This window comes from Nonomuraea fuscirosea (assembly GCF_035917475.1).
Taxonomy (GTDB): domain Bacteria; phylum Actinomycetota; class Actinomycetes; order Streptosporangiales; family Streptosporangiaceae; genus Nonomuraea; species Nonomuraea fuscirosea.
This window is the reverse complement of sequence record NZ_CP109074.1, coordinates 4,631,949-4,654,957: the sequence shown is the minus strand read 5'-3', so window position 1 is coordinate 4,654,957 and position 23,009 is coordinate 4,631,949. Positions and strand designations below refer to the sequence as shown.

The window sequence follows — 23,009 nt, the reverse complement described above, 5'->3', positions numbered from 1 at the left end:
GAGCGCATGCCAGCCGACGAGCAGCCGTTCCCATCGGTGTGGACCCGTGCGCAGCGGCAGCGGCGGGAGCAGCCGGCGCTGAGCCGGGAGCAGATCGTGGCCGCGGCGCTTCAGCTGCTGGACACCGAGGGCATCGACGCCCTGAGCATGCGCAAACTCGGTGCCCTCCTGAACGCCGGGGCCACCTCGATGTACACCCATGTGGCCAACAAGGACGAGCTGATCGAACTCGTCGTGGACGAGGTCTACGGCGAGGTCCAGGCGCCGGGCACCGGCGACGCGGCAGGCTGGCGAGCGGCCATCACCGGCTGCGCCCACAGCATGCGCTCAACACTCCTGCGCCACCCCTGGATCGTCTCCATGCTCGGCGAGGCGGGCCTGGCCTACCTGGGACCGAACATGCTGCGACTGACCGAGGCCATGCTCGCCGTGTTCGAAGAGGCGGGCTTCTCACTCGAAGCGGCAGACCAGGCCATGAACACCGTCGTGGCCTACGTCATCGGGATCTCGACCAGCGAGGCCGCGTGGCTGACCACGCTCGCCCGCAGCGGCCAAACCGAGCAGAAGTGGGCCGGCCGCCTGTGGCCGGCCGCCGAACAAGCCGTCCAGGCCTACCCGCGGCTGCGGAAGCTCTACGCCGCCCAGCGCCGCCAGAACCCGGGCGGCACCCGCGACGACGACTTCGACACCGGGCTCGACTGCGTCCTCCACGGTCTGGTCGCCCGCCTCGCCGACTGAGACCGCCGCCATGCGGAAACCGGGCGAGGACGTGCCCGCATTTCAGCCGGCGAGTTCGGCGCCCGGGGCTGCTTCATCGGCTGCCGGAGCACCGGCGCGGATCCGGCCGTGATCGCGAAGTGCCGCCGGAGTACTGATCAGCCGGCTTGCGTGGAATCGACGGTCAGGTCGTCTGCGGTCACGACGTTCCTTCTCCGCCGCACAGGGAACGGTCCGCGAAGGTGATCGCCGCCGCGACACGTGAGAGCGTTCGACTGGCGAGCCAGAGCGTCATCGCTGACCGCCCCCTGGCTCGGGGTTCGCTTCGGGTTCGGTCGGCGCGACGAGTTTGATCGGGCCGGAAGGTGCGCGGTGTTGTTCTGGATCGAACGCCGTGACTGGCCTCTCGACGGGAACAAGTTCCGCCTCTTGTACTTCTACGTCATCACGGGTCTCGTCGTAATCGGAGTCCGCGACAGCCGATTCACCGCCCAGATCGGTCGGCGGCGCGGCTCCAGAAGACTCGGTGCCATCGTATTTCCTCTGTCTATTCGGATTGAAGCCAGGTGAACTCCGGACGGATGCCCCGTTCGATGAGAGCCTGGCCGGCAGATCTCAGATCGAACATCGCCGACACGTCCGGCTCGGTGCCCGGCGTCGTCCAGCACGACTCCAGGCTGGTCATCAGGCTGGTCAGAGTGCGCCGGAACTCCAGCGACAGCTCCGGCTCCGCCGTCGAGGGTTCGAAGTGGTGCACCTCAGGCAGGGTGATGGGCGCCCCGCTGAAGCTCCACTCATCGCCGACCTTGATCAGCCGCTTCTGCACGAACAGTTCCTTGAACAGGTAGTAGTGCGCGTGGCTCGTCCCCTCGCCGGTGGGTGAGCTCGGCGAGTCGGGAACGCCTTCGCCTTCGCGCTTGATCCGATCGATCGTCGCGATCGCGTCGGCGACGGTCCTGATCGGCTGCGCGAAAGGGACCTCCACGGCGAGCGCGGCCGGATCGATCTCCGGCTCTGTCTGCCGGAACGTTTCGATGATCGTGTCGTAGAAGGCGCCGATGGTCGCGGGCGCCTCTTCCACGCGGGCGACAGGGGGGAAGTCCGGGTACTCGATCTGCATGAACACCGCGATCTGGTCCTTGACCAGCGGCTTGAGGTCGACGGGGAGCTCTTGAGGGATGCCGCCGGGCAACTCATTTGTCGGGTAGGCGGGCAGGAAGTCCGCGTGGGCCACCGACGGCGTGCCACCGACCGCCGCCAGCAGGTTCCCCGCCAGCGCGAAGTGGTTCATCTCCTGGATCACCACCCGGTGCACGACGGCCCTGGTGCGGTGCGGATCGTTCTTGACCGACCACTCGGCGCACAGGTACGGCGGGATCGTGGCGAACTCCAGCCGCATCGCGAGTTGCAACGCGCCTTTGAGATCGTCCGGCGAGAGTATTCGCGCCTCTACATACTCCCTGAGCGTCTTCATGGGAGGAGTCCACGTAGTCGCCGGCTTCATCGCACACCGCACTTCCAGGCTCACCGGGGCCGCGAGATTTCGCCGGTGTCGGCGCCCGCCCCGCTTCTCACAACGTCAATGGGTTTTCCCCGTCTGTCGGTGCTCTCACGTCATCATTGTTTTGTCGATACTTGGGAATACAGGGCGCGTCGTCGGCGTCACAGATGTCCCCGCCTGATGCGAGCCGCACATTGGTGATTCCTGACCGATGACCACGCAAGACCTTGAACACCCTCCTGGTTGTCCATGACGAGGTCGGGTAGTTCGCAACCGATGCAACATCTGCTGACGAACACACAGGGGCGAAGATGGCCGAGGACCGCGGATATCTGGAGACGCTGAGATCGATAGCCGAAATGGCGAGGTCGGTGGAAGCCGACGAATCTCCGGAGATGACCGAGGGGATCGTCGTGTCGCATAACGGCGTGGCGCCCGGTTCCTGCATACTCAAAAGGCTTCCTGCGCGACTTCTGGTAAAGGCCGCGGAAACCGCGATCCAGGTCAACCCGCTCAACGCCCACCACCTGCTGGGAATGGACGGCATGGCGAGCACCGGAAAAACGGTGCCCTCGCCCCAGCGCATCTCGGTGGTCCGGCAGAAATACTGGGGACCCTCCGCACGGCAGCTGCCGGTCAGCTTCATGGAGAACACGCCGCTCGACCTGAAAGACCGCATCATCGCGCACCTGAACGCCTGGGCGCAGACTTCGTGCGTGTCGTTCGTGCGGACGAACGGCGTCGGTGTCGTGCGGATCTCCCGTGGTCCCGGCGGCTACTACTCGTATCTCGGGACGGACGTCCTGCTGATCCCGCAGGGGCAGCAGACGATGAATCTCGAGGGATTCACGATGCAGACCAGCGAGGCCGAATTCCGGCGCGTGGTCAGGCACGAGGCCGGGCACACCCTGGGCTTCCCGCACGAGCACATGCGAGCGGGTCTGGTGGCCCGGATCGACCGCGACAAGGCCTACGTCTGGTTCTGGGAGAACTACGGCTGGGACCCGCTGACGGTCGACCAGCAGGTGCTCACACCGCTGGACGAGGCGTCCTTGTTCGGCACGCCCGTCGACCAGACCTCGATCATGTGCTACCAGCTTCCTGGGTCGATCACCAAGGACGGTCAGCCCATCCCGGGCGGGCTGGACATCAACACCACCGACTACCTGTTCGCCGGATCCATCTACCCGAAGCTGGCTCTGCAGATGCCGCCCGGCACGGCCGCCGACTGGGATGAGAGGGACGATGTCCTGGCTCCGGACGTGCAGGCGGGGCTGCTCCAGACAGTAGGCTCCGCGCCGGTCGGAGTGTGAGCCGCAACGATCCGGGGGGTGCACGTGCCACGGCGGCGCTCCGAAAGGGAGGAGCGCCGCCGTGGCACGCGTGATCGAGCTTAGGCCCGCGGAGGAGGCCCCGGAGTCGCTGACCCTGCGGGCCGGGGACCTGCTGATGGTCTGGGCGACGGGTGGCCGGATCCGCTCCGGCACGGACTCGCTCGACCTGCTCGGACCCTTCCTGATCGGGGTGCTCGGAATCGACGGACAGGTCCACGTGCCGGAGGGCCCGCCCAGCATGGTGGCCCTCCTGGCGCGCCGCCCCGGCCGGGCGGAGGTCGAGTTCGCCCTCGGCCACCCCTGGCCGGCGATCCGGTGGACGGCGATGACGTTCGTGGTCGAGTGAGGTCCCTCGCTCGATGGGTGCGGGTCAGCGGCAGCCCTGGGTGGTCACCAGGGTCCTCGGCCCCTCGCCCTGGGGCGGGCGCGGCCGGGGACGGGAGAGTGGGCGGACGGCGGGGGCGAGCGGGGGCAGCAGGAGGACGACGGCGGTGATGACGGCGAAGGCGGCCGGGTAGGAGAGGCTGCCTGCGACCCAGCCCGTGACGGCCGGCGCGGCCAGCCCGGACGACCCCCGCCACCAACGCCACGCCGACCGCAGCCACCACCACCGAGACAGGCTTCACGCCTCCACCGTGACATGAATCGAGGCCCGCAAGGGTCGAGGGTCGGTCATGGTGGGCGGCCGCTGCAGCGCATCCAGCACCGGGGGCTGCTGTGGGCCGGCGTGGTCTGGTCTCACGTCGCGGGTAGGTACACCAGAGGCACCCTTACGTCTCCGGCGATCTTGACTGGGTGCGAACGCGCAGGTGAGGAGACCCTCTCCGAGGGGATGGCCCCGGTGCGGGGGACGTGACACCGGGCTTGGTAAACCGCACATGCCTGACGATATCCAGGGGTTGTCAGCCATGTAGGTCATGTAAGCCGAGTGCGCCGCGTCAGCCAGGTCGAGACCGTGCTCAACGTCGTCGGACTCGGGCGGGTCATGCAGAGCGGTTCGCCGGGCTGGCCGGGGTCCTGCTGAACGATCCCCTGATGTTCGGCTGCCGCTACACGCAGCTCACCGACGTCTTCCAGGAGCAGAACGGGATCTACGGCTTCGACCGTACGAGCAAGCTGGACGTGTCCCGGATCCGCGCGGCCCAGCTCCGCCCCGCCGCCACCGCAGCCGCCACGGGGGCGGCGACGGGGGCGGCCACCGAGGAAGCACATGGCTAGATCGCCAGACCCGAGTTGATCTCGGCGAGCACCTGGGTCGCCTTCGTGTAGCGGACGAGGTTGTCCAGCGTGGGCGGCTGCGCGAGGGTGGCCTGGGCGTGGCGGACGGCCTCGCCCACCGTCCGCACCCCCAGGGCCCGCGCGGTGAGGCCGTCCACGGCGGTGCCGGCGTTGATCCGGCGGCCTGCCAGGTTGAGCGTGGTGGCCAGCAGTTCGGCCCGCAGTGTGCGCGGCTGCGTCAGCGGCAGGGTGAGGACGGCGGTGGACTCCCGCAGGGAGAGCGCGCCGTTCGCGGCCGAGCCGTCGGCGCCGTCGAAGCGGTCGTCGGTGGCCTGGACGCGGGCGAGCGCCTCGGCGGTGCGCAGGTCGGCCCGCAGCGCCCAGAACGTGACCAGCCCGGGGTCGCGGCTGGGGGAGACGGTCGTGATCCGCGTTTCCGCCGTCGCGGCGGCTGGGCTGGTGGGGCACGGGCCGGAGCCGTCGGCGCTCAGCGAGACCGGCACGGTGACCGTCGCCGCGTCCAGGAGCAGCAGGCTCGGCCGCGCGGTGAAGGCGATCGTGCCGGTCCCCGTGCCGGCGGGCAGCGTGCCGATGGCCCAGCGCAGCGTGGTGGTGCCGTCGGTGTTCCTGCTCACGGAGCCGGGGCGGGGCCCGGCGCCCTGGTCGAGCGCGGCGCTGTAGGAGAGGCCGGCGGGCAGCGTGGCGGTGAGCGTGGCGCCGGAGGCCGCGGCCCCGCCGGTGTTGCGGTAGGTCAGGGTGTAGGCGGCGGCCTCGCCGGCGTTGACGGTGGCGGGCGCGGTGGCCGCCACGCCGATCACCGGCCGGTGCACCGTGGTGGACACCCCGGCGGTGTTGTCGGACAGGGTGCCGGTCTCGGCGTATCCGCGCTCGTTGGTCCCCGACACGGCCGCCTTGTTCGTCAGGACCGTCCCGTCCGTGGTCGCACAGGGGATGTCGTAGGTGAACGTCTCCCGCGCGGAGCCGCCCGCCGGCACGTCGGACGTCGTGCGGTGGACGACGTCGCCGCCGGGCATCGTGTCGTCGATCTTCACCGCCGTGGCGGTGGCGGGTCCCTTGTTGTCCACGGCCACGGTGTAGGTGAGCCGGTCGCCGGGGGAGGCGTCCTGCCTGTCCACGGTCTTGGCGGCGGTGAGGTCGATCGGCGGGTTGAGACTCGCAGCGGCCTCGGCGGTGATCTCGGCGCTGCCCAGGCCGAGCACGCCCTTGTGCGCGCCGTCCTCGAACCAGGGGCTCTCGCGGAAGTTGAGGTTCAGGTGGTCCCAGTCGTTCCAGGAGGTGAGGGTCTGCTTGGGGGAGACGGGGCAGGACCTGGTGTCGGGGCCCATGATGATGTGGTTGACGTCCCCGGACTGGCTTGTCGCGCTGGTGCCGTCGCCATTCCAGTCGACCGGCTTGTTGGCCGGCGTGGTCAGCGCGACTCCGGGTTTCCCGGCCACCACCGTCCCGTACACGACCGTCGCGCTACCCGCTCCCGGCAGGGCGTCGCCCACCTCGTCGAGACCTTGGTCCTCGTTCATGGAGGCGCGCTCCTGGGGCTGGTAGTCCAGGGGGCGGGACGCGGTGGACGCCGTGGGGAACTGGTAGGAGTAGTTCATGACGCTCAGGTAGTTCGGCTTGCAGTTGACGCTGTCCAGGCCGCCGTGCTGCAGCCCGAGCGTGTGGCCGAGCTCGTGCATGAACGTGCCCGCCTCCGCCGCGGTCTGGCCGCCGTTGGCGGTGATCCGCGTGTTGTCCCACGCGCCGAGCGAGATGACGAAGTCGTTGCCGCCCGGCAGGGCGACGCGGGCCAGGTGGGCCAGGTCGACGTGCTGCTGGGTGTCGTCGCCCGCCTCGGCCTGGCCCGACGTGGTGCCGAGGCCGGTCAGCCCGTGCACCGACACGGCGTAGCGGAACGCCAGCCGCTTGGCGCCCAGGATGTTCTCGCAGTTGCGTGAGATCCGGTCGAGCACGTCGCCGAAGTTCCCGTCGCAGGCGATGGCGGGGTCGCCGAACTTGACATCGTCGAAGTCGTCCCAGCTACCGGGGCTCTTGGTGTCGAACGTGATCCGCTCCGCCTCGCCGGCCCGCTCCCCGGTATAGACGTGCAGGGTGATGCCGTGCGCCGCGAAGGCGGTCACCACCTGGCTGATGGCGTTCGGGTCGAACTCCCTGGAGCGCCGGCAGTACGACGCCAGGCAGAACATCGCGTCCAGCTCGACGAAGATGTCCTTCTTGTTCGGGTCGGCGCTGTACGGGGGCTGGTTCAGCGCGAGATCGACCGTGCCGTCCTGGTCGTAGTCGATGCCGTTGATCTCCCAGTCGTCCAGCAGCCCGTCCTGGTCGGTGTCACGGCCGGTGTGCACCTTCAGTTTGGTAGAGCAGGTGCCGATCGTCGTGTCGCCCGACAGCGTCGAGGTGATGTCGATCCGCAGGCCGCTCGCGTCACCGAGGCCCTCCGCGTACGCCGGCGGCAGGTCGAACTCCCCCTGCACCAGCCCCGTCTCGGCGGATAACAACTGCCGGTAGAACGGCCTGGCGTGCCAGTAGTGGAACCCGGCCTCCACCGTGGCGGTGAACCAGCCGCTCTCCTGACTGTCGTTGAGGAAGGTGATACGGGCACGGGGCCGCTCGCCCTCCGCGAGCGACAGGGGCGAGGTCCCGAGGAACTCGCACTCACCGTGCACAGGCACCGCGCCGTCGGCGTGCCCCGCGGGGGCGCCGAGCAGGGCGGCGACGACGAATAAGACGAGCGGCACGATCACGCGGCGGATAAGCATGGGCCGAGTGTCGGCGCCTGCGCTCGTGCCGTCATGAGTAACCCGTACTCATCCTGTTCCGGTGGCGGCCACAACCTGGCCGCCACCCCTGCGACGGTGGTTCCACAGCCGGGCACCAATGAAGGGGCCGAACATGTCCCTCCACTCCGTCACTCATCTGAACTTCCGGGGCAAGGCGAGGGCCCGTCGCGGCGAGCACTGCTCACCCGATCTGGTGCGGGCCCTGATGCGCGAGCAGGGTCTCATCCTTGCCCAGGTGAGGGCAATCCGGTCGGCCACCACCGTCCAGCGCGACCACCGTGGCATCCCTGACCTGGTCGGTCGTGATCTCGACGCCCGAGTGTCCGGGCCTCAAACTGGTCGGCGACATCGCCTATGTCCGCACGTGGGAGGGCTTCCTCTACCTGGCCATGGTGATCGACTGCCACAGCAGGGCGGTGCCGGGCTGGGCGATGGTCGACCACTACCGCACCGAACTGGCCAAGGACGCGATCCGGATGGCCGCCGGCACCGGCCTGCTCGCGCCCGGCGCCGTGTTCCACACTGACCGCGGCTCGAACTAGGGGTGCCGTCAACCGATGTGCCATGGGCCGCCAAACCTCGAAGATCCCTAGCCTGACCTTCTGCAATGCCCAAGCGTCTGGCGCGGATCTCTGGGTATGGAACGTCCGCCGCTTGGCACGGATGAGCTAAAACCGATTATGGAGACCTGGCCCGGTATGCGAACCTGGCGCCGGCGATGACCTGGCCGGTCCGCTGGGACATCATCGCCGCCAACTACGACCAGGTCGTCAAGTACGCCACCGCGATCCGTACCCGCACCGCCTCCACCGACGCCATCTTGTCGCGCTTCACCCGTACCGCCTCGCACCCGGCCTACCAGGCGATGCTGGAGATCGGCCGGGCGGCGCGCACCACGTTCGTCGCCCGCTACTTATACGACCGCGACCTGCAGCGAATGATCGAGGAAGGGCTGAACGTGGTCGAGGCGTGGAACCGCACGAACTCGGTGATCTGCTACGGCCGCGGCGGCGAGATCTCCACCAACCGGCGCGACAAGGTGGAGATGACGACCCTGTGTCTTCGAATCTTGCAAGCCTTGCTCGTCATGGTGAATGTCCTGATGCTTCAAGACGTCCTCGCCGACCCCGAGTGGGCCGCGCTGCTCACCCCGGTCGACCGGCGCGGCCTGACCCCGCTGTTCTGGTTGCACGTCCTCCCGCACGGTGAGGTTCGTCTGGACCTGAGCGCCCGGCTGGGTATCGGTTCCTTCGCCACCCTGGGAGCAGGTGCATGATCCTGCCCGGCCGGAGACGACGGGACGCCGGCAGCGCCACGGATCGGCCAACCGCCCCACGGGAATGGTCGGCGGTCGAACGGCGCCTGTGGCGCGGGTAACCGCCAAGATCGGCGGACTATTGAATCTGAGGTGGGCGAAGATCACCCCGGTGGGTCGGATCGCGATCGACGCCGAAGACGCCACCATCGCAGCGATCGGAGCGCGCGGGCTGCGATGTGAGGGCTGCTGGTATCTCAACTCGACCGTGACCGGCGGCATCTTCCTCGACGAGGCACAGATCGTCGGCGACCACGCCTTCATGCAGGCCCCCCAGATGACCACCGGCAACGGCGGCTTCTACGCTCGTAACGGCTTCCGCTGCGAAGGCACGGTCAATCTCGCGTTCTCCACCGTGGGCGGCCCGATCGTCTTCGACAACGCGGCCCTGATCAGCACCGGGGGCAAGGCGTTCACCGGGATCGGGATCCGGCTGACGGGCGATCTGCGCGCCTCACCCGGCGCCGTCTTCGAAGGCACCGTCGACCTGGCGGGGGCAGAAATCTCCGGTGCCGTCGAACTGAGCGAAAGCCGCTTGACCGCCTCCGGACCGGAGGGCGCGTTGCGGCTGACCCGTACAGTCGTCCAAGTGGCCTGACCATGCGCTCGGCACAATGGTCCGGTCCCGTGGACCTGACCATGGCCCGGATCGCCGGTGGGGTGGACCTGACGTCCACCGAACTCCACGACCACGGCTCGCTCACCGCCGTCGGGGCGAGCATCTCAGGCGACCTGGACCTGCGCGGCAGCGTGCTGTCCGGCCGCATGGACGCGAGCTCGGCCATGCTCCAGGGCGATCTCCACTTCGACGGCACCGTGCTCGGCCACGAGGACGGGACATCCCTGCGCGCTCGTGGGATGACTGCGCGCCGCCTGAACTTCCGCCCGGCCGGGTCGAGCTGGACCACGGCACTGTCACGGTCCTGGCCGACCGCGGGGCGTCGTGGCCCACTCGCAGCGGCCACGTCTCGCTTGATCAGTTCGCCTACCAGTCGCTGGTCAGTGACATGACCGTCCAGGAACGCCTCGCCTGGCTCGCCGTCGGCACCCCCATGCCGAGTCCGGCCCCTACAACCAGCTCGCCGCCTGCCTGCGAGCCGCCGGTCTGGAGCGCGAAGCCGGCCGGGTGCTGCGCGAGAAGCTCCGCCGCACCGCACGCGCGCGCGGCCGGATCTGGCAGGCATGGGGTTTGACGAGCATCCGGCCTGGGACCCGTTCATCTACTGCCTGGACCTGCTGGTGCTGTTGATCAGCCTGGGCCACGACACCACCTGGGACCCTACCGGCTGGTCCAAGATCGTCTCCCTGATACTGATCACCGCTGGGTGGGTCCTCGTGACCACCGTGGCGGCCGCAGCGGCCCGAGCCCTTTGCGCTCGCCGGGGGTGTAGGTGACGACGTACCCGGTGTGCGGCATCGCGGCGGCGGCCGCGATGGTGGCCGGCAGCCCCGGCACGCCGCGGCAACCCTCCACAGCCCCCACAGCCGCATCAATCCCCAAAGCCATCAACTGATCTGATTGAAACTTCTGACCCACATGTCCCTTCCAGGTGGAGGTGGCGGCCGGGACAGGTTCTGACCTCCGGCACGACACGTTGGTCTGAACGCTTTCGAGCAGAGTTGTTCAGGTCTATCTGCCGACGAGAGGAACTCAACGTCTGGGGTGGATCGGCATGATCACCTACTTTCGTACCGCTGCTTTATAAACAGTGGTATGGCAACCATCGCCTTCTTCGCCCCCATCGGGGCCGGCCACATCAACCCCACGCTCGGCCTGGCCGCCGAGCTGGTGACGCGCGGGCACCGCGTCACCTACGCCACCACCGAGGCGAACGCGGCGCGGGTGGCCGAGACCGGCGCCGAGATCGTCCCCTGGACCTCCACCTGGGACTCGCTCTCCCTGGACGACGTGCCACAGATGCACGGCAAGGAGCTCGTCCGGGCCATGGGCCTGTTGCTGGAGGAGACCCTGGCCGCACTGCCCCAGCTCGACCGCGGCCAGCACCCTGACCTGGTCGTCCACGACGGCCCGCTGTGCTGGTGGGGCCGGATTCTGGCGGCCCGCTGGCGGGTGCCAGCGATCGAGACCTGGCCGAACCTGGTAAGCAACGAACACTGGTCGATGCACCGTGAGTACACCACTCTCAACCCCATGAGCTTCCGCTTTCTGCGCGTGGCCCTGCGCCTTGGCCGCCTGCTGCGCGCCGAGGGGCTGGGCAACCTGCAGGCGTTTCTGCGGGGCGACCGGGCCGCGATACGGCTGATACTGCTGCCCAGGGCGTTCCAGTACGCAGGGGAGACGTTCGGCGACGGCTTCGCCTTCGTCGGGCCGGGCCTGACCGGGCGCGCCTTCCAGGGTGAGTGGGAGCCGCCCCGCGACGGGCTGCCGGTGATGCTGGTGTCGCTGGGTACCGGGTACAACAACCGGCCCGATTTCTACCGCACCGTGCTGCAGGCGGCCCAGGGCCGGCCATGGCACGTGGTCATGGCCGTCGGCGGCGCCGATCCCTCCGCGCTTGGGCAGATCCCGCCCAACGTGGAGGTGCACCGGCATGTCCCGCAGCTGGCCGTGCTGCGGCACGCGCGGGCGTTCGTCACCCACGCGGGGATGGGCAGCACGATGGAGAGCCTGCACTTCGGCGTGCCGATGGTGGCGGTGCCGCAGATGGCCGAGCAGCGGGCCAACGCCGACCGCATCGCCGAGCTCGGCCTCGGCCGGGCACTCGCGCCCGCGGCGGTCACGGCCGCCGCACTGTGGCAGGCGGTCGAGGAGGTGGCAGACGACCCGCACGTACGTGAGCGGCTGCGCTGGATGCAGGGCGAGCTGACCGCGGCGGGCGGGGCGCGGGCGGCGGCCGACGAGGTGGAGAAGGTGATCGCTGAGCGTTCCGTGCCACCAAGATCGGAACCGAAGGCGGAATCCGACAACTCAACGTGAACACCGACACGAGCACCGACAACAACAGGCGAACACCGACAACTTCAACTGCAACCGACACCACTGTCCGGTCTGAACAAAGGCTTCCGGAGTGCAAGGTGGCGAGGCGCATGCGTTGGCGGGCGTAGGGGCCGGGCCTGGGCAAGTAGGTGTCCATGACCGGGGCCATGGTCCAATTGTGGTAGGTGAGGGCGTTGGCCGCGAGGCGGCGCATGGCGAAGATCACGCTGATTTGTGGTGGCTGTCGATACTGCGCTTGTTGGTCTTGGCGGTGCCGTCCGAGCTGAGGCGCCGACGGTCGGGAAGACTTTGGCCGGGGGCATGGGGGGTCGGGCGGCGTGGTGGTCGGCCCAGAGATGGACGGGGTGGCTGGAGTTTTCGAGGTGGTCCTCCTCGATGACGAGCCGCCGTCCGAACTCCACGGTGAATTCCCAACGGTCGTCGGTGTCGGCGTCACCGAAGGGAAAGGTGGCCTTGGTTCGCCAGAAGGGTGAGGCGAGCAGGCCCGCGAGCCACTCCTCCGTGCGCTGCCTCGCCGCGTCGTCGATCAGGTCATCCTCTGCAAGGGCGACGGACAAGTGGGGAAGGACTGTGGCAGAGCTGTGACGGGTCAGTGTGGCGTCGGTGATCAGGGTGTACAGGCCGGAGGGGTGGGCGCGTTCGGGAGAGGGCCCCTCTGCGTGATTCGCTGTCTCAGCTCAACGCGCCGGATCTCGGGGTGAACGGCATCGATCGCGAGGCGGCCACCGCCTCGAAGCCGTAGCGGAGCATCTCCTGCTCGTAGAGCTTCTTGGCCGGGCCGAGCGGGACCCGTCCGGCCGCGACCTCGGCCAAGACCGTGGTGAGCAGACGCGCATCCCGTAGGGCGGTGTTGGCTCCGTCGCCGCGGCCCGGCGTCATCGTGTGGATCGCGTCGCCGAGGAGCGTGACGTGCGGGTCGTGCCAGAGCTGGACTGGCAGGGCGCTGTGCAACTGGATGGGGAAGGTGGTGCTGGCCTCGGCGACGATGCGACGGACGGCCGGATGCCAGTCCTCTATGGCGCCGTCAGCCGGGGTGATCGTCCAGGTGAAGTAGTCGCCGGGGCGGCAGGTGGCGATGGCCATGGAGGTGCCGGCCGGGTCGGTGATCCGGTTGAAGGTGTCGACGAGGACATCCGGCACCCAGTCGAGGGTGCTGAAGGGCGTCACGCCGTACAGAGCGCTGCCCAGGTCTTCGAAGGCAGCCTCGGGAAGCACCTGGGCGCGGATCGTGGATCGGGTGCCGTCGGCGCCGACGATCAGGTCTCCCGTCGCGGTGCTGCCGTCGGCGAAGGAGACCGTGTTGCCGGACAAGCCGACGCACTGCTTGCCGAACCGCACGTCGAGTCCGGTCGTCAACAGATCGCGCAGCCGTTGCCTGCTGATGCCGAAGTGCCCTTCGATCGCCGGTATGGGCTTGCTGAACTTCGGATTGAGCAAGTGGTCGGTGAAGACGAGTCGGACGGCGGGTGCGATGGCGCCGGCGCGTATCTCGTTGAATAGCTCATCGGGGAGGCATTCGCGCAACGCCTGGCTGCCGTCCTGCTTGACCGACAGGCGCCACCCCTGATTCTGGTCGTACCCGTGCTCGTAGACGGTGGCAGGGATGCCGGCCCGGTTGAGTCCCTGTGCCAGGCAAAGCCCTCCGATTCCCGCACCTATGATCACAATATTCATGCTTGGACAGTAACTGTCATGACAGCTAATGTCTAGGCATGCTTGGAGAGGGAGTTCCGTCCTTGATTCCGCAGCTGGCCCGCGAACTCCGCGCGCGAGTGGAGACGTCCCTGGCGCCCCTGGGCCTGACCGCGCAACAGGGCGCGGTACTCATGCGCGTGGCGCTGGGGGAGAACGCCCCGCACCAGTTGGCCGCGCTCGTCGGCACCGACACGGCGGGCATGACACGGCTGCTCGACCGACTGGCGGCCAAGGGACTGATACGGCGAAGTCCGCATCCGTCAGACCGTCGAGCACAGATCGTCGAGATCACCGATGAGGGCAAGGACCTACTGCCCCGCGTCTTTCCCGTCTTCGGGCAGGCGGGAGAGCGGCTGATGGCCGGGTTCTCGGCGGATGAGCAGAAACTGGCCACCGAGCTGCTGCGGCGCATGCTCACCAACCTGCACCGCGAGTAAGCGCCACTGCCATCAACTTGACGCGGGCCACTGTCACCGACTTGTCGTTCCCACTGTCACGAACCTGGCGCTCAACAGTCGCCACGCTGAGCATCCTTCAGGAGCCCGACACACCTAATCCGAACGTGACACAGTCACCGGAAACCTAGGTCCGGAACTGGAAGAGATCACCAGTACTGGACAACCACATATGTCATCCTTTGAATCAAGGTCAAGAGAAGAACCCAGGTATGGCTGCCGCCATACGAGGGGTCAAAGCCCAAGGTCAGAGCCTGCTGTCCCGTCCGGGTGAACCTTGCATCGTCCGGAACTACCTTGCCACCGGCCGCGCGACCTCCGGAGCAACCCTGCATCACGAGCAATGAGGAGGGACCTCATGGGACGAATCATCACATGAGGTCCCAAGGGCTCGCGATCTGCGTGTACATGCTGCGCTGGAGGGAACCTGTACGGCCCGATCGAGATCCGCCACGATGGCCACATGTCAGAGACCGTGGGAGAGACGGGCGACCATTTGGGGTCCAGTCAAGGTGAGCCCAAAAGTCGCAATACATGATCGTTAAGTGGCTTCTATCCTGGTCTGTGGCCTGCTGCTGACCCGTCGGAGCTGCTGGGGTGGCTGAGCGGCCAGGCGCGATGATCATCCAATGGACGTGGTGGGCGTGGGGTCGGGCGATAAGACGTTGTTCAACCGGCTCAAGCAGTCCGCCAAGCGCGCCACCTGGTCGCATTTCCGTAAACAGATGGCACACCTGGAGTGGATGGACAGCCTCGGCGACACAGGGGTGTGGCTGGAGGGGGTGGCCACAGGGAAGATCGCGGACTTCGCCGGGGAGGCGGCCGCCGGCGAAGCCGGGGTGCTGAAGGACTACGCGCCGGCCAAGCGCGTGGCGGTGCTGGTGGACGAGCCACCCTACAAGCACGGCAACCTCGCGTACGGCCTGCACACCCTGCCTCTCAACCTGGTAGGACGCAGCACCCCGACACCGCCCGCCAGCCAAGCGCTCGGAGACGGCGCCTTCTCGCGAGCCCTCGTCGTGCTGGGCGTGGGTCAGGAGGGAGACCCTTGCGGGTGAACGGGAGCGCAAGCTCACCATCTTGCGATGATATGGGTGTATTGGGCTATCATCGCCATATGGCGATCGATCTTGATGGCGGCCGGTGCGTCAGCACCGACATCGCCGCCGGCGTCTCCCCGGCCGCGGCACTGTTCCACTCCCTGGCCGATGAGACCCGGCTGCGCATCGTGGCCCGGCTGGCCCGCGGCGAGGCCCGCGTGGTGGACCTGACCGGCGAACTGGGCCTGGCCCAGTCCACGATCTCCAAGCACCTGGCCTGCCTGCGCGACTGCGGCCTGGTCGACTACCGCGCGCAGGGCCGCCAGTCCTTCTACTCGCTGACCCGGCCCGAGCTGATGGACCTCCTCGCCTCCGCCGAACACCTGCTCGCCGCCACCGGCCATGCCGCGGTGCTGCGTCCCGTCCACCGCACCCCACAGTCCGGACTCGACCACGACCTCGCCCAGCTCGACGGCGCCTCCGCCGGGGCGAAGAACGCGGCGAGGGAGGCGACATGACGACCGCGCTGAACCCACCCGTCCCGGACCGGCGCGCCGTGCTGCGGCGCCGGATCCGGCTGCTGGTCGCGGCCACCATCACCTACAACGTGCTCGAAGCCGCGGTCGCCATCACCGCCGGCACGGTCGCCTCGTCCGCCGCGCTCATCGGCTTCGGCCTGGACTCCATCGTCGAGGTGGCCTCCGCCGCAGCGGTGGCCTGGCAGTTCGCCGCCGCCGACCACGAGCAGCGGGAACGGGCCGCGCTGCGTGTCATCGCGATCTCGTTCTTCGCCTTGGCCGCCTACGTCACCTTCGACGCCGTCCGCGCGCTGCTCGGCGCCGGGGAGGCCGAGCACTCCACTTCCGGCCTGATCCTGGCCGCGCTGTCGCTGGTCATCATGCCGTTCCTGTCGCATGCGCAGCGCAGCGCCGGCCGCGAGCTCGGCTCGGCTTCGGCGGTGGCCGACTCCAAGCAGACCCTGCTCTGCACCTACCTGTCGGCGGTGCTCCTCGCCGGCCTGGCGCTCAACAGCCTCTTCGGCTGGTCCTGGGCCGACCCGATCGCCGCGCTGGCCATCGCCGCCGTCGCGGTCAAGGAAGGCCGCGAAGCGTGGCGGGGTGACACCTGCTGCCTCACCCCGATCACCGCTCCCTCCGCCGCTGCCGAGGGAGGGGACGAGGGATGCGGGACCTGCGCCCCCGGCTGTTCCTGCTGCTCACCGTCCGGAAGCTGAGCTGCGTGATGGTGTGGCGTCATGACGCGCCACCGACGCTGACCTCAACTCTGTTTGAGCTCCTAGCGTGAATCCGCAACTCCTTGTCGAACGCTCAGGACGATCACCTGATCATCGCCGATCTCGTGATGCCGGGCTCCGGGGTGCCTGGGATCCCGGCATCACGGCGCAGCACCACGAGCACGGCCCGCAGAGGCCCTGGCTCGCCATCGATCACGCGGGCTCGCAGACGCAGAGCTGAAGCCGCGCGTCCCCCGCGAACGGCCGCCCCGACCAGTCACCGAACCGCTCCACGAGCCGCAGGCCGCCGAGTGACAAAAGCAGCGGCAACTCCTGCGGGAAGATGCTCCTGACCTCGAGCGGCGCGACGACGAAGTCGGGCTCGGCGGACGTCGACAGGTGCCACGTCCCGCGGGTGACCTGCGCGGACGCGTCGTAGACATCGGTGACGTCGACGTTGATCTCGCCACGGTCGGGATCCATGAACGTCTCCCGCCTACGCCGCACGCCATCGGCCGCGGCCAGCAGGCGCACGCTCGGGTTGAACACGTCGAAGACGAACCGCGCTCCAGGCGCCAGATGCCGTCGGACCGACCGGAAGCAGCTCACCAGATCCTCGGCCTCGTGCAGATGCAGCAGGGAATTGGCGGTGATGAACACGAAGTCGAAGGTGCGGCCCAGATCGAAGGCCCGCATGTCGCCTTGCGTCCATTGCACCGCCACCCCGCGCTCATCGGCCTTGCGCCGGGCCTCGGCCAGCATGTCCGGCGAGAGGTCCAGGCCGGCGCACGGATGCCCGTCGGACGCGATGGGGATCAGCTTGTTCCCGGTGCCGCACCCGAGCTCCAGCACGCGCCCGCCCTGCCGATCGGCTTCGGCCCGATAGAAGCCGACCGCGGGCCCGCCGCCCGGGAACATCAGGTCGTACAGCCTGGCGTGCGAATAGAACACCTCACTCATCAAGCGCCACCTCCTTCGCGACTCAGCCATGGTGGTCCGCTGATTGAAGCGCGTCCACCACGGCCGCGCCAACAGCTTTACCGTCCTCGGCAGTCAAGGACACGCCGACGCTGCTCCAGAGCCGGGCCCGACAGCGAAATCAGGTCCCTCTTCCGGCCGACATCCCTAAGATCCGCCGTGCACGACGGACCACCTGTACTCCGCCGCACAAGCCGCCCCCTTCACGAAAAGCGTGAAAGAGGAACGCCATATCGTGGGCAGGCGGCTCGACCGGCAGGCCGCGGACGATCTCACCGCCGAGGTGTTCCTGGCCGCGTTCAGGAAACGCGAGACGTTCGACCCCGGGCGTGGCCGGGTCCGGCCCTGGCTGTACGGCTTGGCGAGCAACGTCATCGCCGTGCACCGGCGGGCGGAGGCCCGGCGGCTGGCCGCGCTGCAGCGCGGCGCCGGCACCGACCACGACCGGGAGCCCGGCCACGAGGATCGCGTGGTCACCCGCGTGGACGCCGGGAGCGCGCAGGGGCGGCTCGCGGCCGGACTGCGTGCGCTGCCCGACGGCGACAGGGACGTGCTGCTGCTGAGCGCGCTGGGCGAGCTGAGCCACGAAGAGGTGGCGCAGGCGCTCGACATCCCGTACGGCACCGTCGGCTCCCGCCTGAACCGGGTGCGCAGAAAGCTTTGTACCGCCCTGGGCGGCGTCAATCCGTTGCATGGAGGCTCTGATGGATGATTACCCGGCGGTGCGGGACCTGCTGCCCGCGCCGTCGCTGCCGCCCGAGGTCGAGCGGGCCGGGCGCGACCGGCTGGCCGCCGCCTTCGCCCAGGAGCGGGTACGGCGCGGCCGCAGGTCCGCCAGGTGGAGTGCGCTGGCGCTCGGCCTGGCCGGGGCCGCCGCCGCGGCGATCGTGATCGCGAACGTCGCGCCCGCCGGCGTGCCCGTCCCCCAAGGCGCGGTCGCGCAGGCGGACGGCAAGCGATTCCTGCTGGTCGTAGCCGCCTCGGTGGCCGCCGTGCCCGACGAGGGCGCGTGGTGGGGCAGCACGGAGGTCCAGGGCCGGCAGTTCCACGAGCCCGGCGGCCGGTACGTCCTGCGGGAGAGCGAGTCGGTCGAGACCTGGATCCCCGCGGACCCCGCAGGGCTCACCTGGTATCGCCAGACCCCCCCACGGGATCAAGCCCGCCACCCCACCCGCCCGGGCAAGGGCTCCCTGCACGCGCAGGAGGAGCCGCGCGGATTCCGGCTGGGCGAGAAGAACGTCACCTATGACCAGCTCCAGGCGCTGCCGACGGATCCCGAGGCACTCAGGAAGCGGCTGGCCGCCGAGGTGAACGCCTGGATCGACGAAGCCGCGGAAGAGGCCAGGACCACCGCCCCCAAGGCGATGAAGAACGACTGGCTGGTCAACTTCGACCGTTATGTCGCCGCGCGGGCGGTCGAGCTCCTGACCAGGCGCGAGCTGACCCCCGCCGCAGCCCCGGCCTTTCCGCCGGGGCTGCGGCCCTTCGCCGCGATAGGCGATCATGTGCCCTATGTCCACCCCCGCGGAAGCACCCGACTTAACCTCATCCGGACGATCGCGGCTCGCCCGCAGGGCCGGCTGCCTGGCCTGGCTGCTGCTGCCGTTCGTGCTGCTCTGGGCGCTGGTCAAGCTGCCCGGGTGGATCAACGACTTCGAGCTCGCCCGCATGGCGGACCGCGTCGTGGAGCATCCGCGGCTGCCCGGGACGACCTCTGGGGAGTTCGGTCCGCAGGTGAAGGTGAGGGGCGGCGATTCCGGCGACTGCTGGTACACCATCCGCTTCACCCTCGACGTTGACCTGCCGGTGGAGCAGGTGCTGAACCACTACCGCCAGGCGAAGATCGAGGACCCCGACGGACAGCGCGGCGACTACGAGGTCTCGGCCTGGGCCCTGGTGGACGAGCCCGGCGGCGAGACCACGGAGGACTCTGCCCCAGGCACCCTGATCATCGACCTGAACGGCACGTTGAACGGCGGGCTGGACCCGCGCTGCCTGTGAGTGCCGGACGCATAAGCCGACGGTTTCCGGTTCAGGAGGCCGTGGGCCCGACCGGCACTGACTCACGCCTCATGTGGCCGGCAGGCGTCGGCGATGGCGCCGGGGTCCCAGTAGAAGGGGCGGCATTCGAGCATGCGCCCGTTCCTGACGGTGATCAGTTGCACGATCAACGTGTCGACCTCCTGCCCGGTGGCACGCGCGCGAAAGCGCACCCGGTTCCGCACGACCACGATCTCGGGCATTCCCCCAAGGCCAGGTAGTTAAGGCTTCTGTGGTGCCGTCAAGGGCGTGGGTTCTCAGGACATGAGGACGGAGATCCAGTAGAACGGTGATCTTCCACAACCAGCCGTCGAAGAACTGGATCTCCGTTGATTGCCGAGTATGCCAGCTCTGCTGTTTCCCGCGCTGTCGAGACGGACTCTTCGTCCCGCTCGGCAGCCGGGCGATTGTTCGCTCCCGGGCATTTGGGTGAGCTGACCGGGCTCGTGCCGTTCGAGCTCGTCGATGCGGTCCTTGATGAGACACGCAGCGTGCAGCGTCGTCTGCGCGCGCTGCCCTCGCGTGTCGGGGTCTACTTCCTGCTGGCGATGTGCCTGTTCCCCGAGGTCGGCTACCTGCTGGTCTGGCAGAAACTGACGGCCTCGCTGACCGCCCTGCCTGTCGTGACCCCCACCGCCAAAGCCCTGCGAGACCTGCGCCGCAGAGTCGGCGGCGCACCGATGCAGCGCCTGTTCGAAGTGCTGAGCGGACCATTGGCCCAGCGCACGACGCCCGGAGCACGGTTCGGGGCCTACCGCACCGTCTCCTTCGACGGCTGCAGCTCGCTCAAGGCCCCCGACACCATCCGTAACCGGGCCTGGCTGGGCAGCCCCGGCCACGGCGGCTACCCACTGCTGGAACTGATGACGCTCGCAGAGACCGGAACGCGGGCCCTGATCGGCGCGGTCTTCGGCCCCACCAGCGAAGGCGAGACCGGCTATGCCCGGCGCCTGCTGCACCTGCTGACGCCCGACATGCTCGTGTTATGGGACAAGGGCTTCGACAGCAACGCCTTCCTCGCCCAGGTCAGCGCCACCGGCGCCCAGGTGCTCGGCCGGCTGCGCAGCAACCGGCGCACCCCCGTCCTGGCCACCCTCACCGACGGCTCCTACCTCTCGATGCTCGGTAACCTGAAGATCCGCATCATCGAGGCCCGCGTGACCGTGACCTGCACCGACGGCACCACCTTCACCGGCACCTACCGTCTGGCCACCACCTTGACCGACGCCCGCCGCTACCCGGCCGCCGCCCTGATCAAGCTCTACCACCAGCGATGGGAACACGAGTCGGCCTACTACGCACTCCGCCACACCATCATGCAAGGACGGATCCTGCGCTCAGGCGACCCCGCCGGCCTGGAACAGGAGATGTGGTCGGTGCTCACGCTCTACCAGCTCCTACGCACGACGATGGTCGACGCCGCCGAGTCCCGGCCCGGGACCGACCCCGACCGCTGCGGCTTCTCCACCGCCCTGCACGCGGCCCGCGACCTGGTGATCCGGCCCGGCGACAACCCAGGCACCACCACCGGCCTGGTCGGAACCATCGGACGCCGTGTCCTGGCCGCGCTGCTGCCACCCCGCCGCCCGCGTGTCAGCACCCGCAAGGTCAAATCACCCATCTCCCGCTACAACGAACGCCTCGACGACGGCAGACCCGACCACAGCCGCACCATCACCGACCTCGACATCACCCTCCTGCCACCCCCGCCCACGTTGCCCACCGCGTCCCGAGACGAGCGGCCCATCGCCCCGGCCGACCGCCGCAGACAACAACAAGTCCTGGCCCTCCTCCACCAAGACCCCAACCGCTCCTGGAGGGCCCGCGACATCGCCCATCACCTCGGCGATGTCGCCCTGAACACCATGTATCGGCAGCTGTCGCGCTGGGCCGACAGCCAGCTCATCCGCAAAATCCGGCCGGGTGTCTACACTGCCGGGCCGCTCGCCCCGGCGCTCTTGCCAGCAGCCCAGAAACCTTAACTACCTGGCCTTGGGCATTCCCCCTTGAACGAGGACACCTCGGAGACTGGATCTTGAGATCCAGGGGAAGAGATGTCACTGATGGTGATGAAGAACTACCCGCCCGAGTTCAAGGCCGACGCGGTGGCGTTGGTGTTGTCGAGGCCGGACCGGACGATCACGTCGATCGCGAGGGACCTCGGAGTCAGCCGCGAGACGCTGCGAGTCTGGGTGCGCGCCGCGCAGGCCAGGGGCGAAGGCGGACAACGTGGAGCCGGCGCGGCCCCGGCAGGTAAGGCCGCGTCGGGCGGGCACGTACCCTCGGACGACGTGCTAGAAGAGGAGAACAAGCAGCTCAAGGCGCGGATCCGGGAGCTGGAGCAAGAGCGGGACATCCTGCGCAAGGCGGCCAAGCTTTTCGCGGGCGAGACGAACTGGTGAACCGCTTCCAGTTCGTTGAGGATCACAAGGCGCTCTACGGGGTGAAGCGGTTGTGCCGGGTGCTGCAGGTGTCTCGCTCGGGCTTCTACCGGTGGCTCAAGGGCGCTGTGGCACGGCTGGCCCGCCGCCAGGCCGACGCGCAATTGGCCGAGCGGATGCAGCGAATCCACGCCGAGCACGACGGCACCTACGGCTCGCCCCGGATGACGGCCGAGCTGCGCGCAGCAGGGATGAAGGTCAACCACAAGCGGGTGGAACGGGTGATGCGCGAGCACGGCATCGCCGGGCTACGGCTGCGCAAGAAGATCCGCACCACCATCCCGGAGCCGGACGCGGCCCCGGTGCCGGACGTGATCCAGCGCGACTTCACCGCCGCGCAGCCGAACACCCGCTACGTCGGCGACATCACGTATCTGCCCGTCGGCGGCGGCCGTTTCCTGTACTTGGCCACGGTCGTGGATCTGTATTCGCGCCGGCTGGCAGGCTGGTCGATCGCCGGCCACATGCGCACCGAGCTCGTCATCGACGCGCTGCAGGCAGCCGCGCATACCCGGGGCGGCCGCCTGGACGGCGCGGTTTTTCACAGCGACAACGGGGCGCAGTACTGTTCGCGGGAGTTCGCCCGGGCCTGCCGCCAGCTCGGCGTCACCCGCTCGCGCGGCGCGGTCGGCACCAGCGCCGACAACGCGCTGGCCGAGTCCTTCAATGCCACCCTCAAACGCGAGACGTTGCAGGGTGCGCACCACTGGCCCGACGCCCGGACCGCCCGCCTGGCCGTGTTCCGCTGGATCACCCGCTACAACACGGTCCGACGGCACTCCCGCCTCGGCCAACTCAGCCCGATCGCCTACGAGATGATGGCAGATAGTCTGGGGCCTGCCGCCTGAAATTGGTGTTCGCGTTCATGGGGGAAGCCCCCTCCTCGTCACCCCAGTGTTCCTGCTCCAGGAGCTCCATCGACTCCCAGGCCTCACTGAACCGGGCCAGAAATCGCTCCATGCCGTCGTGACCGCGCCAGGTACCGGTGCCGGTGAAGGGCAGCCCGGGCGCTTGATGCAAGATCACCTCTGGATCCAGGTAGGCAGCGACCTGGTCGTAGCTCGCCGCACCGAATCCACCTGCGGCCACGTACGCGGCCTCAGCCTGGTAGAACTTCCGCATCACCGCCCAAGCGTCATCCGGCGACCGCTCATCCGCCCTCGCTCCGGCCTGATCCTCGGTCATGTCCGCTGTGCTCATGACGCCAGCATCGCCGACCGGGACGGGTCTCCACTCGCGGCGATCAGACCTCGAACGTGGGTTCCCACAGCGCGCAGCGGCTTC

The 23,009-nt window shown here is 68.7% G+C and carries 25 protein-coding genes; 18 read left to right on the top strand and 7 right to left on the bottom strand.

The annotated features are described in order from the left end of the window. Positions 1-6: 6 nt before the first annotated feature. A complete protein-coding gene (locus tag OIE67_RS21450; RefSeq protein WP_326643013.1) occupies positions 7-738 on the top strand; it encodes a TetR/AcrR family transcriptional regulator in 732 nt (243 codons plus the stop codon). A 526-nt stretch (positions 739-1,264) separates the two neighbouring features. Here OIE67_RS21450 and OIE67_RS21445 read toward each other — a convergent pair. Continuing rightward, positions 1,265-2,191, bottom strand: coding sequence for a ferritin-like domain-containing protein (locus tag OIE67_RS21445; RefSeq protein ID WP_326643012.1), 927 nt, complete (start codon positions 2,189-2,191; stop codon positions 1,265-1,267). Between the two features lie 338 nt (positions 2,192-2,529). Here OIE67_RS21445 and OIE67_RS21440 point away from each other — a divergent pair, with 338 nt between their 5' ends. The 3 genes from OIE67_RS21440 to OIE67_RS21430 all read left to right on the top strand — a co-directional run bounded on the left by OIE67_RS21440 (position 2,530) and on the right by OIE67_RS21430 (position 4,770). Further along, the gene (locus OIE67_RS21440; RefSeq protein WP_326643009.1) at positions 2,530-3,531 is read left to right on the top strand and encodes a M12 family metallopeptidase; all 1,002 of its coding nucleotides are present in this window, start codon (positions 2,530-2,532) and stop codon (positions 3,529-3,531) included. A gap of 61 nt (positions 3,532-3,592) precedes the next feature. After that, positions 3,593-3,898, top strand: a complete 306-nt coding sequence (locus OIE67_RS21435) for a hypothetical protein (RefSeq protein ID WP_326643007.1) — start codon at positions 3,593-3,595, stop codon at positions 3,896-3,898. Positions 3,899-4,587: 689 nt separating this feature from the next. After that, positions 4,588-4,770, top strand: coding sequence for a hypothetical protein (locus OIE67_RS21430; protein ID WP_326643006.1), 183 nt, complete (start codon positions 4,588-4,590; stop codon positions 4,768-4,770). Here OIE67_RS21430 and OIE67_RS21425 read toward each other — a convergent pair. Beyond that, the gene (locus tag OIE67_RS21425) at positions 4,767-7,547 is read right to left on the bottom strand and encodes a DUF7507 domain-containing protein (RefSeq protein ID WP_326643004.1); all 2,781 of its coding nucleotides are present in this window, start codon (positions 7,545-7,547) and stop codon (positions 4,767-4,769) included. The two genes, OIE67_RS21430 and OIE67_RS21425, sit on opposite strands and share 4 nt — an antisense overlap. A 299-nt stretch (positions 7,548-7,846) precedes the next feature. Here OIE67_RS21425 and OIE67_RS21420 point away from each other — a divergent pair, with 299 nt between their 5' ends. From OIE67_RS21420 to OIE67_RS21405, 4 genes are all read left to right on the top strand, one after another. Next, positions 7,847-8,110, top strand: a complete 264-nt coding sequence (locus OIE67_RS21420; RefSeq protein WP_407674873.1) for a DDE-type integrase/transposase/recombinase — start codon at positions 7,847-7,849, stop codon at positions 8,108-8,110. 146 nt (positions 8,111-8,256) lie between these two features. Next, a complete protein-coding gene (locus tag OIE67_RS21415) occupies positions 8,257-8,844 on the top strand; it encodes a Tn3 family transposase (RefSeq protein ID WP_326645419.1) in 588 nt (195 codons plus the stop codon). Then, complete coding sequence (locus OIE67_RS21410) at positions 8,837-9,481, top strand: hypothetical protein (RefSeq protein ID WP_326643002.1); 645 nt, start codon at positions 8,837-8,839, stop codon at positions 9,479-9,481. Before OIE67_RS21415 ends, OIE67_RS21410 begins: the two co-directional genes overlap by 8 nt. Positions 9,482-9,510: 29 nt before the next feature. Then, positions 9,511-9,894 (top strand): hypothetical protein, encoded by a 384-nt coding sequence (locus OIE67_RS21405; protein ID WP_326643000.1) that lies wholly within the window; start codon positions 9,511-9,513, stop codon positions 9,892-9,894. Positions 9,895-10,198: 304 nt separating this feature from the next. Here OIE67_RS21405 and OIE67_RS21400 read toward each other — a convergent pair whose 3' ends face one another. Then, positions 10,199-10,339 carry a hypothetical protein gene (locus tag OIE67_RS21400; protein WP_326642997.1) on the bottom strand — a complete coding sequence of 47 codons (141 nt, stop codon included), beginning with the start codon at positions 10,337-10,339 and terminating at the stop codon, positions 10,199-10,201. Between the two features lie 258 nt (positions 10,340-10,597). Between OIE67_RS21400 and OIE67_RS21395 the strand changes: the two genes are divergently transcribed. Then, positions 10,598-11,821, top strand: a complete 1,224-nt coding sequence (locus tag OIE67_RS21395; RefSeq protein WP_326642995.1) for a macrolide family glycosyltransferase — start codon at positions 10,598-10,600, stop codon at positions 11,819-11,821. 693 nt (positions 11,822-12,514) lie between these two features. Here the strand turns inward: OIE67_RS21395 and OIE67_RS21390 are convergent. Further along, positions 12,515-13,516, bottom strand: a complete 1,002-nt coding sequence (locus tag OIE67_RS21390; RefSeq protein ID WP_326642993.1) for an FAD-dependent oxidoreductase — start codon at positions 13,514-13,516, stop codon at positions 12,515-12,517. Positions 13,517-13,578: 62 nt separating this feature from the next. Between OIE67_RS21390 and OIE67_RS21385 the strand changes: the two genes are divergently transcribed. From OIE67_RS21385 to OIE67_RS21370, 4 genes are all read left to right on the top strand, one after another. Beyond that, positions 13,579-13,974, top strand: coding sequence for a MarR family winged helix-turn-helix transcriptional regulator (locus OIE67_RS21385; RefSeq protein ID WP_326642991.1), 396 nt, complete (start codon positions 13,579-13,581; stop codon positions 13,972-13,974). A 647-nt stretch (positions 13,975-14,621) separates the two neighbouring features. Then, complete coding sequence (locus OIE67_RS21380) at positions 14,622-15,050, top strand: hypothetical protein (RefSeq protein WP_326642989.1); 429 nt, start codon at positions 14,622-14,624, stop codon at positions 15,048-15,050. A 59-nt stretch (positions 15,051-15,109) separates the two neighbouring features. Beyond that, positions 15,110-15,550 (top strand): ArsR/SmtB family transcription factor, encoded by a 441-nt coding sequence (locus OIE67_RS21375; RefSeq protein ID WP_326642987.1) that lies wholly within the window; start codon positions 15,110-15,112, stop codon positions 15,548-15,550. After that, on the top strand, positions 15,547-16,266 hold the full coding sequence (locus OIE67_RS21370; protein WP_326642985.1) for a cation transporter: 720 nt from the start codon (positions 15,547-15,549) through the stop codon (positions 16,264-16,266). Before OIE67_RS21375 ends, OIE67_RS21370 begins: the two co-directional genes overlap by 4 nt. A gap of 213 nt (positions 16,267-16,479) precedes the next feature. On the opposite strand, the gene OIE67_RS21365 is transcribed toward OIE67_RS21370, so the two are convergent. Next, positions 16,480-17,298: a class I SAM-dependent methyltransferase gene (locus OIE67_RS21365; RefSeq protein WP_326642983.1), complete on the bottom strand. Its 819-nt coding sequence runs from the start codon at positions 17,296-17,298 to the stop codon at positions 16,480-16,482. 181 nt (positions 17,299-17,479) lie between these two features. Here OIE67_RS21365 and OIE67_RS21360 point away from each other — a divergent pair, with 181 nt between their 5' ends. The 3 genes from OIE67_RS21360 to OIE67_RS21350 are packed head-to-tail and all read left to right on the top strand — an operon-like array spanning position 17,480 to position 19,245. Further along, positions 17,480-17,956, top strand: coding sequence for an RNA polymerase sigma factor (locus OIE67_RS21360; RefSeq protein WP_326642981.1), 477 nt, complete (start codon positions 17,480-17,482; stop codon positions 17,954-17,956). Continuing rightward, complete coding sequence (locus OIE67_RS21355; RefSeq protein ID WP_326642979.1) at positions 17,949-19,043, top strand: hypothetical protein; 1,095 nt, start codon at positions 17,949-17,951, stop codon at positions 19,041-19,043. Before OIE67_RS21360 ends, OIE67_RS21355 begins: the two co-directional genes overlap by 8 nt. After that, positions 18,985-19,245, top strand: coding sequence for a hypothetical protein (locus OIE67_RS21350; RefSeq protein WP_326642977.1), 261 nt, complete (start codon positions 18,985-18,987; stop codon positions 19,243-19,245). The genes OIE67_RS21355 and OIE67_RS21350 overlap by 59 nt, the downstream gene beginning before the upstream one ends. A 62-nt stretch (positions 19,246-19,307) precedes the next feature. On the opposite strand, the gene OIE67_RS21345 is transcribed toward OIE67_RS21350, so the two are convergent. Beyond that, the gene (locus tag OIE67_RS21345) at positions 19,308-19,487 is read right to left on the bottom strand and encodes a nuclear transport factor 2-like protein (protein ID WP_326642976.1); all 180 of its coding nucleotides are present in this window, start codon (positions 19,485-19,487) and stop codon (positions 19,308-19,310) included. Positions 19,488-19,613: 126 nt separating this feature from the next. Between OIE67_RS21345 and OIE67_RS21340 the strand changes: the two genes are divergently transcribed. Then, positions 19,614-21,266 carry an IS4 family transposase gene (locus OIE67_RS21340; protein ID WP_326628174.1) on the top strand — a complete coding sequence of 551 codons (1,653 nt, stop codon included), beginning with the start codon at positions 19,614-19,616 and terminating at the stop codon, positions 21,264-21,266. An 81-nt stretch (positions 21,267-21,347) separates the two neighbouring features. Beyond that, positions 21,348-22,573 (top strand): IS3 family transposase gene (locus OIE67_RS21335; protein ID WP_326645367.1). Its coding sequence is split into 2 segments (ribosomal slippage): positions 21,348-21,660 and positions 21,660-22,573, totalling 1,227 coding nucleotides; the frame shifts between segments, so codons are not numbered across the junction. On the opposite strand, the gene OIE67_RS21330 is transcribed toward OIE67_RS21335, so the two are convergent. Then, positions 22,521-22,925, bottom strand: coding sequence for a nuclear transport factor 2-like protein (locus tag OIE67_RS21330; RefSeq protein ID WP_326642974.1), 405 nt, complete (start codon positions 22,923-22,925; stop codon positions 22,521-22,523). The two genes, OIE67_RS21335 and OIE67_RS21330, sit on opposite strands and share 53 nt — an antisense overlap. Positions 22,926-23,009 lie beyond the last annotated feature (84 nt).

Excerpts from the sequence above, each read along its gene's own strand:
- OIE67_RS21445 (WP_326643012.1), bottom strand. The coding sequence starts at position 2,191 with ATGAAGACGCTCAGGGAGTATGTAGAGGCGCGAATACTCTCGCCGGAC.
- OIE67_RS21395 (WP_326642995.1), top strand. The coding sequence starts at position 10,598 with ATGGCAACCATCGCCTTCTTCGCCCCCATCGGGGCCGGCCACATCAAC.
- OIE67_RS21390 (WP_326642993.1), bottom strand. The coding sequence starts at position 13,516 with ATGAATATTGTGATCATAGGTGCGGGAATCGGAGGGCTTTGCCTGGCA.
- OIE67_RS21430 (WP_326643006.1), top strand. The coding sequence starts at position 4,588 with ATGTTCGGCTGCCGCTACACGCAGCTCACCGACGTCTTCCAGGAGCAG.
- OIE67_RS21370 (WP_326642985.1), top strand. The coding sequence starts at position 15,547 with ATGACGACCGCGCTGAACCCACCCGTCCCGGACCGGCGCGCCGTGCTG.
- OIE67_RS21425 (WP_326643004.1), bottom strand. The coding sequence starts at position 7,547 with ATGCTTATCCGCCGCGTGATCGTGCCGCTCGTCTTATTCGTCGTCGCC.
- OIE67_RS21440 (WP_326643009.1), top strand. The coding sequence starts at position 2,530 with ATGGCCGAGGACCGCGGATATCTGGAGACGCTGAGATCGATAGCCGAA.
- OIE67_RS21345 (WP_326642976.1), bottom strand. The coding sequence starts at position 19,487 with ATGCCCGAGATCGTGGTCGTGCGGAACCGGGTGCGCTTTCGCGCGCGT.
- OIE67_RS21355 (WP_326642979.1), top strand. The coding sequence starts at position 17,949 with ATGGATGATTACCCGGCGGTGCGGGACCTGCTGCCCGCGCCGTCGCTG.
- OIE67_RS21450 (WP_326643013.1), top strand. The coding sequence starts at position 7 with ATGCCAGCCGACGAGCAGCCGTTCCCATCGGTGTGGACCCGTGCGCAG.
- OIE67_RS21330 (WP_326642974.1), bottom strand. The coding sequence starts at position 22,925 with ATGAGCACAGCGGACATGACCGAGGATCAGGCCGGAGCGAGGGCGGAT.
- OIE67_RS21375 (WP_326642987.1), top strand. The coding sequence starts at position 15,110 with ATGGCGATCGATCTTGATGGCGGCCGGTGCGTCAGCACCGACATCGCC.
- OIE67_RS21380 (WP_326642989.1), top strand. The coding sequence starts at position 14,622 with ATGGACGTGGTGGGCGTGGGGTCGGGCGATAAGACGTTGTTCAACCGG.